Source organism: Exiguobacterium indicum HHS 31, from assembly GCF_001939065.1.
GTDB classification, from domain to species: Bacteria; Bacillota; Bacilli; order Exiguobacteriales; family Exiguobacteriaceae; genus Exiguobacterium_A; species Exiguobacterium_A indicum.
Map to the genome: position 1 here is coordinate 1,155,373 of NZ_MPSZ01000001.1, position 12,193 is coordinate 1,167,565.

12 protein-coding genes are annotated in these 12,193 nt (G+C 46.1%); 1 reads left to right on the plus strand and 11 read right to left on the minus strand.

What is annotated here, in order from left to right:
• Positions 1 to 47 precede the first annotated feature (47 nt).
• From N179_RS06320 to N179_RS06350, 7 genes are all read right to left on the minus strand, one after another.
• Positions 48 to 1,313 (minus strand): Glu/Leu/Phe/Val family dehydrogenase, encoded by a 1,266-nt coding sequence (locus N179_RS06320; RefSeq protein ID WP_023468654.1) that lies wholly within the window; start codon positions 1,311 to 1,313, stop codon positions 48 to 50.
• A gap of 134 nt (positions 1,314 to 1,447) precedes the next feature.
• Positions 1,448 to 2,392 carry a D-alanine--D-alanine ligase gene (locus N179_RS06325; protein WP_023468655.1) on the minus strand — a complete coding sequence of 315 codons (945 nt, stop codon included), beginning with the start codon at positions 2,390 to 2,392 and terminating at the stop codon, positions 1,448 to 1,450.
• A gap of 139 nt (positions 2,393 to 2,531) precedes the next feature.
• Positions 2,532 to 3,122 carry an adaptor protein MecA gene (locus N179_RS06330; protein WP_075642529.1) on the minus strand — a complete coding sequence of 197 codons (591 nt, stop codon included), beginning with the start codon at positions 3,120 to 3,122 and terminating at the stop codon, positions 2,532 to 2,534.
• Positions 3,123 to 3,180: 58 nt separating this feature from the next.
• Entirely contained in the window at positions 3,181 to 4,065 is an 885-nt protein-coding gene (locus tag N179_RS06335) for a MerR family transcriptional regulator (RefSeq protein WP_023468657.1), read from the minus strand.
• A gap of 71 nt (positions 4,066 to 4,136) precedes the next feature.
• The gene (locus tag N179_RS06340) at positions 4,137 to 4,331 is read right to left on the minus strand and encodes a hypothetical protein (protein ID WP_023468658.1); all 195 of its coding nucleotides are present in this window, start codon (positions 4,329 to 4,331) and stop codon (positions 4,137 to 4,139) included.
• Positions 4,332 to 4,374: 43 nt separating this feature from the next.
• A complete protein-coding gene (locus N179_RS06345) occupies positions 4,375 to 5,805 on the minus strand; it encodes a RecQ family ATP-dependent DNA helicase (protein WP_075642530.1) in 1,431 nt (476 codons plus the stop codon).
• A complete protein-coding gene (locus N179_RS06350) occupies positions 5,805 to 6,827 on the minus strand; it encodes a YpbB family protein (RefSeq protein ID WP_035396806.1) in 1,023 nt (340 codons plus the stop codon). The genes N179_RS06345 and N179_RS06350 overlap by 1 nt, the downstream gene beginning before the upstream one ends.
• Before the next feature lie 230 nt (positions 6,828 to 7,057).
• Between N179_RS06350 and N179_RS06355 the strand changes: the two genes are divergently transcribed.
• On the plus strand, positions 7,058 to 7,306 hold the full coding sequence (locus N179_RS06355; RefSeq protein ID WP_023468661.1) for a ferredoxin: 249 nt from the start codon (positions 7,058 to 7,060) through the stop codon (positions 7,304 to 7,306).
• A gap of 129 nt (positions 7,307 to 7,435) precedes the next feature.
• On the opposite strand, the gene N179_RS06360 is transcribed toward N179_RS06355, so the two are convergent.
• The 4 genes from N179_RS06360 to N179_RS06375 form a co-directional block, all read right to left on the minus strand.
• Positions 7,436 to 8,395, minus strand: a complete 960-nt coding sequence (locus tag N179_RS06360) for an ABC transporter permease (RefSeq protein ID WP_023468662.1) — start codon at positions 8,393 to 8,395, stop codon at positions 7,436 to 7,438.
• The gene (locus N179_RS06365; RefSeq protein WP_023468663.1) at positions 8,395 to 9,465 is read right to left on the minus strand and encodes an ABC transporter permease; all 1,071 of its coding nucleotides are present in this window, start codon (positions 9,463 to 9,465) and stop codon (positions 8,395 to 8,397) included. The genes N179_RS06360 and N179_RS06365 overlap by 1 nt, the downstream gene beginning before the upstream one ends.
• Positions 9,462 to 10,991 (minus strand): ABC transporter ATP-binding protein, encoded by a 1,530-nt coding sequence (locus N179_RS06370; RefSeq protein WP_023468664.1) that lies wholly within the window; start codon positions 10,989 to 10,991, stop codon positions 9,462 to 9,464. The genes N179_RS06365 and N179_RS06370 overlap by 4 nt, the downstream gene beginning before the upstream one ends.
• Before the next feature lie 66 nt (positions 10,992 to 11,057).
• The gene (locus tag N179_RS06375; RefSeq protein WP_023468665.1) at positions 11,058 to 12,131 is read right to left on the minus strand and encodes a BMP family lipoprotein; all 1,074 of its coding nucleotides are present in this window, start codon (positions 12,129 to 12,131) and stop codon (positions 11,058 to 11,060) included.
• Between the last annotated feature and the right edge of the window lie 62 nt (positions 12,132 to 12,193).

Consider the following 12,193-nt stretch of genomic DNA (forward strand, 5'->3'; position numbering starts at 1 on the left):
CAAAACGCCCGCTCTTCGTAAAGAAGAAGCGGACGTTCATCTTAATATTAGACCCAGCCACGGAAACGAGATGCTTCCGCCATCTTCCGGACACCTACCATATAAGCGGCAAGTCGCATGTCGACATTTCGCGTCTGCGCTGTCTGATAGACTTGGTTGAACGAGTTCACGAGTACTTTTTCAAGTTTCTCGTGTACTTCCTCTTCCGTCCAGTAATATCCTTGGTTGTTCTGTACCCATTCGAAGTAAGAAACCGTTACGCCACCACTCGAAGCAAGAACATCCGGAACGATCAAAATGTCACGTTCAGCGAGAATTTTCGTCGCTTCGTTCGTCGTCGGACCGTTAGCCGCTTCAACGACGATCGCTGCTTTGATATCGTGCGCATTGTCTTCTGTGATTTGATTCTCGATTGCTGCCGGAACAAGAATATCACATTCAAGTTCAAGCAATTCTTTATTCGAGATCGTATTTTTGAACAATGTCGTCACGGTACCGAACGAGTCACGACGGTCGAGTAGGTATGGAATATCGAGACCGTTTGGATCATGGAGTGCCCCGTACGCATCGCTGATCGCGATGACTTTTGCACCTAAATCATACATGAATTTCGATAAGAAACTTCCGGCGTTGCCGAATCCTTGAACGACGACACGTGCGCCTTCGAGCGAGATACCCTTTTTAGCAGCCGCTTCCCGAATCATGATTGCGACACCTTTCGCCGTCGCTGTCTCACGACCGTGTGAGCCACCGAGGACGAGCGGTTTCCCTGTAATGAAACCAGGTGAGTTGAATTCATCGATTCGACTGTATTCGTCCATCATCCATGCCATGATTTGCGAGTTCGTGAAGACGTCAGGTGCTGGAATATCCTTCGTCGGTCCAACGATTTGACTGATAGCACGGACATACCCACGGCTGAGACGTTCGATTTCACGGAAGCTCATCTCACGTGGATCACAGATGATTCCGCCTTTCCCGCCGCCGTATGGTAAGTCAACGATACCTGCCTTCAGACTCATCCAGACGGATAATGCTTTGACTTCGACTTCCGTCACGTTCGGGTGGAAACGAATTCCACCTTTCGTTGGTCCAACGGCATCGTTATGTTGCGCACGATATCCTGTGAAGATTTTCGTCGAACCATCATCCATCCGTACCGGAATCCGGACTGTCAACATCCGGAGTGGTTCTTTAAGTAATTCGTACATCTCGTCTGGATAACCAAGTTTCCCTAGTGCCTCCTTGACGATTTCTTGTGTCGCTTCCAGTACGTTCTTGCGATGATTCGCATGTTGTTGGTCAGTGATCATTCCAACGTTCCTCCCCATAAGTGGCATCCCCTATGCCGTTTCCTTGTTCGGATAAAGTATACTCTTTTCTCGAACGTAATGAAAGGGGTTACGCCTATATTTGTAAGCGCTTTCTCACTTCTTTTCCTAGGATATCATTGATTTGGTTGTTTTGTTTGACGATGTCGTTCGATCGCAAGTTCCATGAAATATTCGACCAATTCCGGATATTCAATTCCCACTGCTCGTGCACCGTCCGGGAATAGACTAGTCGAAGTCATACCAGGAAGTGTATTCGTCTCCAAGATGACTGGATTTCCGGATTCCGGCACAAGGAAATCAGATCGCGAGTATCCTGCACAGCCAAGGACTTGATGCGCTTTAACAGCCCATTCTTGAAGTTTTTCTGTCGTTGCTTCATCCAGTTCAGCAGGACAAATATGCTCCGAACCACCGATGGCATATTTGGATTCATAGTCATAAAAGGCGTTCTTCGGAATGATCTCGATGACAGGTAGTGCTTTTTCTGCCCCTTTATGACCGACGACCGGGACTGTCACTTCACGCCCTTTAATGAATTGTTCAACAAGCACTGCATCGTCCGCTTCGAACGCCTTCGCGATTCCTTCACGTAACATCTTCTCGTCTTGAGCAATCGTCAATCCGTTTGATGAGCCTTCTTGTGCTGGTTTGACGACACAAGGAAATTGACCATCCCACTCTGCGATTTTCGCTTCGATATCAGCTCCACGCTCTAACAGCACATCACGGGCGATCGTAATGCCTGCTTTATCAAAGTGAACTTTCGAACGTGCCTTATCCATCGCAAGCGCTGACGCTAACACACCTGAACCTGTATATGGAATGTCTGCCAGTTCAAGCAATGCTTGTACGCGTCCATCTTCACCAATTTTCCCGTGAAGAGCGATGACAGCTACATCTACATCCAGCTGGAAGAGTTCATGCGCTTGATCAGGATGGAAATCAACAGCCGTGACCTCATGCCCTTTACTGTTTAATGCTTCCATGATCGACTTTCCACTGTTTAATGAAACCTCCCGTTCTCCTGAAGTCCCACCGTATAATACTGCCACTTTCATCCTACTTCACTCCTTCTTCTTACGTTCAATGATTATCATACCATCCTTCTGACGATGAAAAAATACAAAATGGTGCCACTTCCAGCAGAAGACAAAAAGGTGCGGCATCCCCCTATAATGGAATGTCGCACCTGATGTTTTACATATTAAACTGTTCGGCTATCGTTGCGACGGCATGTTCCGCCTGAATCGTTTTCCCATACTCCGCCATGACGAGTGGACTTTTCGGGCTCGGCTCACCGTATTCAGACAAAATCGTCGTCACCGTCTGCTCGAGCGCCTCATTCATTCGTTCTTGGAAATAGAGATAGTAGCTTCCCTCGAAGAAGTAGAGGCTACCACCTGTCTCTGTCCGAGGCATATGTCGCAATAATCCATGACTCGCTTGAATGACGTCTTCTAGCGAGTGTAGAGCATATAAGACGTGATGGACGATATCAACTGTCATACGGATTTCGACTTGATCGAACTCCTCGTTCATCTCTTCTGGCAAATCGCCTTCACGACGTACATCAACGAGCATCCCGTCATTCGGAAAAAATGTAACGAAAAATTCGAGTGTTCCCGCTGCTTGAAAACCAAAATTCGATTCGGCTTCTTCTAATAGGTTACGCAATAAAGCTTGTCCCTTCCCGACAGCCAACGTTTCTGGTCGGACGTCGTGAAGCGATAACTCTTGCTTTGTGATGAAGACACGAAGGTGTCCTTGTTTCATTTGTTCAAACCTCATAATAGACTCCTCCAGTCAAAACCGGAAACACAGATGTCTCCGTTCGTTATGAACCATACTATACACCAGTTGTCGGAGTGAGTCGACTTAACCAACTTTTCCAAGATTGATCGTCTGCACCAAGTAAATGTGGACCATATCGTTCCGGGAGCTGATCGACCGCATAACCACCAAGACCAATCTCAAGATCCGGAAAATCAGACATTAGACGTGCTAACGCTTCATCAAGTAACGGTAAATGATCGGATAACGTGCAGGAAAGAATAACGGCTTTCGGTTGCAACTGATGCGTGACCGTCACTAAGTCCTGAACCGGTATACCGGAACCGAGGAAAATGACATCAAATCCAGATTGACGTAAGTAAAGCGTGAAGAAAAGTAGCCCAAGTTCGTGTTCTTCTTCCGGCGCGCAGACACAGACGATTCGCGGTAAAAATGGATTGATCGGCATCTGTAACGACAGTGTCGAGAGGCGAGCTCTTAGAAATGCCGTCGCAAAATGCTCATGCGCAATCGTAATCTCTCCCGACTCCCACTTCACTCCAATCTCATGTAAGAGCGGACCGACGATGTCCTGAATGACTTTATCGAAGCTAAACATCGAGAATGCTTTATTCATAATGTCGTGCGCATGTCGTTCTTCAAAGTTCGTCAATGCCTGGAACAACTGATCTCGCAGTTCGACTCCATAATCGTGCGGTACCTCAGCCCGATTAACAGGCATCTCATACAACTGGATTGCTTTAGAGACAGACAATCCCTCTTTTTGTTTATCGACGATCCAGCGTAATTTCGCGACGTCGTTATCACTATAAATGCGATGTCCGGATTCACTTCGATCCGGATCGAGCACCTGATATCTCCGCTCCCAAGCACGAATGGTCGTCGGGTTGAGTCCCACTAACGCAGCGACTGCTTTGATATTATATTTCCCACGATCCATGCATCGTGCCTCCTTCCCCTTCCTTTCTAGTATACGCTGAAAGGAAAAAAATCTCCGTTCACAATGTGCCCTTACATCATGAAACCGATGGAGACGAAGGCGATGATGATCGTGATCATGAGTACCGTCAGCGTGATTGCTAGCGGATTTTTTCGAAACGGTTGTTTCAATCGCTCGTTACGAACGTGTTCGATACGCGAAGAACGCGGTGGCAATGACTGATCCTCTTCGTTCTGATGCAACCGTCGTTGATCTTGTTTACTCAATGTTTATCACCTTTTCTTGAAAAATATAACGATATTGTCTAGTTTACACCGAATCTAGTGATGAAAAAAAGACTTGTTCTAAACGCATTTTCCAATCTACCGGTTGATGGGTCTTTCTCTTCACCGGATTTTCCCATTCAATCGTTCCGCACACATCACAACACCGTGGTTGTACGATTGCCTGCTCATCAAAATGATGCAACAACATCGTACGGCGACATTCGTTCCGATGAATGTAGTCCATCATCAGGTTGACCTCTTGTCTTTTTAATTGTTTACGTTCCGTTTGCCACTGGATGATGCGTTCCTTCGACCACCCGTTCTCGAGTTGCGATTTGAGTAATCGATATGCCGGATCTTCCGGATTAAGACGAAGACGACTTTCCATCTTGGCATAGGATTCGCCTTGATTCATCCCTTGTTGCAATTGATCGATCCATAAGACGGGTGCATATTGCGTGTCGATCAAGTACGTCTGTAATTGTTCATCTTGAGCAGCGTAGAGTAAAATCGCCGTTGCCTCTTTACCATCACGACCAGCACGTCCGACTTCCTGCATATAGGCTTCAATCGTCGCAGGCATCGTATAGTGAATGACCGTTCGGACGTTACCTTTATCGACACCCATTCCGAACGCACTCGTACACACGAGACAGTCCATCTCATCATGAAGAAACTGTTGTTGAACAAGTTGGCGATCTTCTATCGTCAACCCAGCATGATAATAGGTCGCACCGTCAATGATTCCAGCAATTCGTTCCGCTTCTTTACGGGTCGTCGTATAGATGACGCATGGGCGAACGATGCGTTCCATCCACCGAGCAACTGCCGCATCTTTTTCTTCTCGATCAACGCGATCGACAACATATTGGATTTCTGGTCGGTTGACAGAACGACGGATGATTTGTGGCTCATGCATACGCAGTTGTGTTCGAATATCTTGCTCGACAGCACGAGTTGCTGTTGCCGTTAAGGCGAGACATGGTGGAAGGCCGAGTTCTTGTCGAATGTGACCAAGTCTTGCATACTCCGGTCGAAATTCGTGACCCCATTGGGAGATACAATGCGCCTCATCTACGACGAAGAGCGCAATCTTTACCTGTTTTAGCCGAGCCCGAATCTGCGGCAGCGCGAGTTGCTCCGGTGATAAGTAAAGATATCGTAGATGTTCGAGTACAGATAAAATCTGTTCTTTCTCTTCTCGCGTCTCGACAGATGTTAATTTAGCGACAGATCGCTCTCCTCGGCGCTTGATTTGCATGACCTGGTCTTCAATCAACGAGAGTAACGGAGACAAAATCAACGTCAGCCCTTCATTTTGTACATAAGAAGGAAATTGATAACAGACAGACTTTCCTCCACCTGTCGGCAAAATTGCTAGTGTATCTGTTCCGTTTAGGATGGCATCGATGATTTGGCGTTGCCCTGGTCGAAATGCTTCGTAACCAAAATGACGATGCAATAACGCTTCCATTACATTCCCTCCCATTTACTACGTGCTAACACCAATCGAATTTGAAAATAAGATATATCGGATTGCATCTCACTCTTGATTCGCTTTAGCGCGTAGGTTCCGAGTCGCTGTGCAATCTGTCGTACCTCTTCTTGCTGAGATGGCGTGACAAAATGATCCAGCGGAAACGAAGGAGCATACATCGCAATCTCAACGAGATGATCTTCCATCGTACTATTTTTTAATCGTCTTCGGATCGCAACCGCTTCAACGGTTAACCCCTGTTGCAATAACTCCCATGTTTTTTTCGCAGACTGCGTCATTTTTGTCGTGTGTAGATCAGCGCCTATTTGCTTTAAAAGTGGTGTTTTTTCCAAGTCATCGATGCACTTTCGCCAAGCGATCGTAAATTCGTATTGGACAGTCTCCACATCTGTTTTCATCATTTGAGCTAATTGTGGATAAGACCATCCTGCTTGCACGCCAGACAAGCGGTAACTAATTAATGTCGCATCTCGTTCTGATAAGCGCTCAAGGAGAAATATCAACTCTTGCTGCATATCATGTAACCATTCTGCTCGATTTGAGATGATCGGAAGAACACTTTTTACCCATTCACGGACGATGGTTTCCTGTTGCACAGGAATGAACGGCTGTTTTGCTTCCAAGCAAATCATGGTTTGAACCAAAAGGCTGAGTCGTTTCCACATCATCTCAGCATAACCACGAAGTTCTCCACCTAGTTGATCAATGATCGCACGATCCGTTTGATTTATTAGTCGTGCGCCTTCGTGCGTCAGTCGCAAGGTCTCTTGCCGCTCAATCCAATTCTTCTGCGCGAGTTCAGCCAAGATTGTTTCGAATCGTTGTTTACTGACTAATACAGTACCGAACACCGATTCCAAATCATAAAAATGGGCATCTTGCAGAGAAGTCGCTGATTTCTTTCCTTGAAAAACATGATAAAGACTCCGGTCTGATCGTTCATTTCGAAGGCGCTGAATCGATTCCAGAAAAATACGCTCGAGTAAAGAAACTTCCATATGTCACGCTCCCTTCTAATGTAAATTGTTTATCAATTTGAAGATGATTTCCCATCCTTTTTCTTTTCGTTACGTTTTAGACATACTATTTGCGGGCATGTGATGATATATACATTTTCTGTTGTCACTTACGCTTCGTCATTGAAATGCAACGATGAGTCCGATACAATGACATATAGATGAGAACAGCGTGTTTCAATAATGTTTTCGTATAGAGAGGAGACCGTTCAATGGCTAAATTTACGATTGTCGACAAAGATACTTGCATCGCTTGTGGTGCTTGTGGAGCAGCGGCACCAGATATCTATGATTATGATGATGAGGGTTTGGCGTATGTCATTCTTGATGATAACAATGGTACTGCCGAAATTCCAGAAGCATTATTCGACGATATGATTGATGCATTCGAAGGTTGCCCGACGGATTCAATCAAAGTAGCAGATGAATCGTTCGATGGCGATGCGTTAAAATTCGAATAAGTGAATAAAAAAAGATGTTTCCTCGCGAAGCATCTTTTTTTATTGGACTTTTTCTCATTCAATCTATCGATTATCTAAAAAAACCGGATGTCGCCAATTGGCAACATCCGGTCTATGATTAGTAAAAATTTAGCGTTTTCCTTTGATATACGGTACACCGACAGCTTTTGGTGCATCCGCACGACCAACGACACCAGCAAGTGCTAAGATCGTCAATAAATACGGCGCAATCAACAGATACACTTGTGGAATTTGATCGAGTAACGGCAATTGCTGACCGATGATCGAAATCGCTTGAGCGAACCCGAAGAAAAGGGCTGCCCCCATGGCACCGAGCGGGTTCCATTTTCCGAAGATCATCGCTGCAATCGCGAGGAAGCCTTGACCGAGAATCGTCGTCACACTGAAGTTCAATGAAATCGACGTCGCGTAGACAGCACCAGCAAGACCACCGAAACCACCAGAGATCATAACACCGATGAAACGCATCTTCGTGACGTTGATTCCCATCGTGTCCGCTGCCATCGGGTGTTCTCCGACAGAACGTAAGCGAAGACCGAATGGTGTCTTGAAGATGATGTACCAGGCGACGAACGCGAGAACGATTGCGATATACGATGTGTAGTAGACGTTTGCGAAGAACATCTTCAAGACTGGAATATCAGACAAGAATGGTACATTCTCTTTCGAAATCCGGTTTGGAATCGAATCTGTCTGTCCTTTACTGTAAAGTGCCCGAACAAGGAAGATTGCAAGACCGACCGCAAGCAAGTTGATCGCTACTCCAAGAACCGTTTGGTCTGCTCGGAAGAGGATTGCTGGAATCGCAAGGAACAGTGAGAAAACTGCCCCAACGACGATCGCGATGAGCATCGCAAGCCAAGGACTCGCAGCACCTAAGCCCATTTTCGATAAAGTCAATGCCGTGACGACACCTGTGAAGGCACCCATGACCATTAATCCTTCTAACGCGATGTTGACGACACCAGAACGCTCACTGAAAATGCCGCCAAGTGCTGCAATGATTAACGGAGCCGAATAGGCGAGTGCGATTGGCACGATGATATAAAGTACTTCAAGAAAGCCCATTATTGACCGGCTCCTTTCGCTTTTTTAGATTCTTTCTTAACCGTGAACTTCTCGATGACGAGACGAATCGCGTAACCCGAAGCCACGAAGATGATGATGAATGCGATGATGATTTTGATCAGTTCCGGTGGAATACCAATCTGTTGCATCGACAGACCACCGATGTTGAGTCCTGCAAACAGTAACGCCGCGAGAACGACACCGATCGGGTTATTCGCACCTAACAAGGCAACCGCGATTCCGTCGAATCCTACCCCAGTGAAGGATGCATTCAATGTCATGTTTTGGAACGTCCCAAGACCTTCCATCGCTCCAGCGAGACCTGCGAACACACCTGAGATGACGAACGATAAGATGATGTTCCGGTTAACGCCCATACCTGCATACTCTGCAGCATTCTTGTTGAATCCAACTGCTCGGAGTTCATAACCAAGCGTTGTTTTCCACAAAATGAACCAGAAGACGAGGGCAGCGATGACTGCGATGAAAATCCCGTTATGCAAACGTGAAAAATCCGTGATCTCTTGTAAGAACGGTGACGCAAGGGATGCTGATTCCTTGACTGACTCCGTCCGCTCGTTCGTAATACCGATGACGTGACGTAAAATATCATTCGTCACATACAACGCGATATAGTTCATCATGATTGACGTGATGACTTCATGCACGTGGAACTTCGCTTTTAAGATACCAGGAATCGATGCCCAAAGTGCACCTGCTAAACCTGCTCCAATTAGAGCAAGCGGTAAATGAATCGCCATCGGTAGATCAAACTCAATCCCGATCCAAACTGCGACCATCCACCCGACGAGAACCTGACCTTCAACCCCGATGTTAAAGAGTCCAGTTCGGAAAGCAAATGCGACAGCAAGACCGGCAAAGATCAACGGAGCTGCTGCTCGCAATGTTTCACCGATGCTGTATGGTTCGCCAAAAATACCATAGAATAACTGATCAAAACCGGCAATCGGATCATACCCGCCGATGACCATGACGATCGCCCCGACGACCATTCCAAGGATGATGGAAAGAATCGGAATGAGGATGCCGTAAAAACGCTCTAACTTCATGAATGACCTACCTCCTCTTTCTTACCGCCGGCCATCAAGAAGCCAAGCTCGATCTCATTCGTTTCTTTTGGATCCAAGAAGGCAACTGTTTTCCCTTCATAAAGAACGGCAATCCGATCTGATACTTGAAGAATTTCTTCGAGTTCGAATGAAATCAACAAGACTGCGCGACCTTTTTCGCGTTCAAGAACCAACTGTTCATGAATGAACTCGATTGCTCCGACATCCAGACCACGTGTCGGCTGTGCTGCAATCAATAGGTCTGGTGAACGATCCACTTCACGCGCAATGATCGCTTTTTGCTGGTTACCACCTGACAAGGCACGAGCAAACGTCTCTGGACTTGGAGTTCGGACGTCGAACTTCTCGATGAGCGTTTTTGCTTTTTCCATGACTTGTTTATAGTTCATGATGCCTGCTTTTGAATACGGTTGTTTGTAATACGTTTGTAAGACCATGTTATGTCCGATTGAATAATCGAGGACAAGTCCATGTTTATGACGGTCTTGCGGAATGTGACCGACACCTGATTCCGTCACTTTACGTGGCTTCAAGTTTTTGATCGATTTATTGTTGAGGAAGATTTCTCCACTATCCGCTTTACGGAGACCAGTGATGGCTTCAATCAATTCCGTTTGCCCGTTCCCGTCGATTCCGGCAATTCCGACGATCTCTCCAGCACGAATGTCGAGATTTAATCCATCGACGGCTTTGATGCCGCGACTGTCCTTGACGACTAGATCCTTGATGTCGAGAACGAGTTCTTGTGGAGTTGCCTTGGAATACTCCGCATTAAAGTTGACTTCACGACCTACCATCATTTCAGCAAGACGCGACTGTGTCATCGTCTCATCGATATCGACCGTTCCGATATACTTACCACGGCGAATCGTCGTACAGCGATCAGCTACTTCCATGATTTCTTTCAGTTTATGCGTGATGAGGATGATCGACTTTCCTTCTGCGATCAAACGATTCATGATCTGAATCAATTCCTTGATCTCTTGTGGTGTCAAGACAGCAGATGGTTCATCGAAGATCAAGATGTCTGCACCACGGTACAACGTCTTTAAAATTTCAACACGCTGTTGCATTCCGACTGAGATATCCTCGATTTTTGCATCAGGATCAACAGCAAGACCATACTGTTCAGAAATCTGGCGTACCTTCTCACGTGCAGTTGCACGGTCGATCTTAATTCCGGCACGTGGCTCTGCACCTAAAATGATGTTTTCAGTAACAGTGAAATTTTGAACGAGCATGAAGTGTTGGTGCACCATACCGATTCCAAGATCGTTCGCGACGTTCGGACTCGTTATATTGACTTTTTCACCACGTACACGAATTTCTCCAGCCTCAGGCTGATACAAACCAAATAAGACGTTCATCAGCGTCGATTTTCCGGCACCGTTTTCACCAAGTAAAGCGTGAATCTCACCTTTCCGAAGCTGGAGCGTGATGTTATCATTTGCGACGAAACTGCCAAACTCTTTTCTGATGTTTAGCATCTCAATGACGTATTCCAAGAAAATCCACTCCCATGTTTAGTTTAAAAGGGGGAGCCGCAATGCTAGCGACCCCCGCTTTCATTATTATTTCAGTGACGCTTCGTATTCTTTGTACTCGTCGTCTGTCGCTGGGACTTTGATGTCGCCATCGATGATTTGTTTTTTGTACTCTTCGACTTTGTCGAGCGCTTCTTTCGAAACGTTGTCTTTTGAAGGTGCGATATCAACACCGCCGTCTTTCAAACCGAACTCAACGACTTTACCTGCTGGGAAGTTGCCGTCTTTCGTATCTTTCGCGACTTGTTCAACTGCTGTATCAACGCGTTTGACCATTGACGTCAATGTGACGTTCTCTGGCATACCTTCTTCGACTTGGTCACGGTCTACACCGATAACCCAAACATCTTCACCGTTTTTCTTACGGTTTTTCGCTTCTGTGAATACCCCTTGTCCTGTACCACCAGCTGCATGATAGATGACGTCGACTTTTTTACCGTACATACCTGAAGCGATTGCTTGTCCTTTTTCAGCAGCGTTGAAGTCTTCTGCATATTGAACTTCGATGTCAGCGTCTGGGTTGACTGCTTTAACACCTGCTTTGAATCCACTTTCGAACTTCTTGATCAAGTCAGAGTTAACGCCGCCGACGAATCCGACTTTATCTGATTTCGTCGTCAAACCAGCAACGACACCAACAAGGAATGATCCTTCATTTTCTTTGAAGACGATTGACGCGACGTTTGGCTTGTCAACGACCATATCGACGAGTGCGAAGTTGTTCTTTTTGAACTGATCCGCTACTTTACCGATATCTTCAGCCATCAAGAATCCGATACCGAGGATCAAGTCGTATTTAGCACGAGCTAATTGCTGAAGGTTTGGTTGGTAATCCGATTGTTTTGCAGATTGAAGATATTTGTAGCCAGTACCTTCTTTTAAGTCGTTGTCTTTTCCGAACTTCTGGATACCTTCCCAAGCAGATTGGTTGAATGATTTATCATCCACGCCGCCTGTATCTGTAACCATACCTACTTTAAAGCCTTCTGATTTGCTACCGCTACCTGAATCTTTTGAATCGTCGTTGCCACCACATGCTGCAAGGACCGAACTCATTGCTAAACCTGTTGCTGCTAATGCGAGAAGTGACTTCTTTTTCATCTGGAAAATCCCCTTTCGAATATGGTCATACAAAGTTCAAGACTACGTCTAGCACCCGAGGC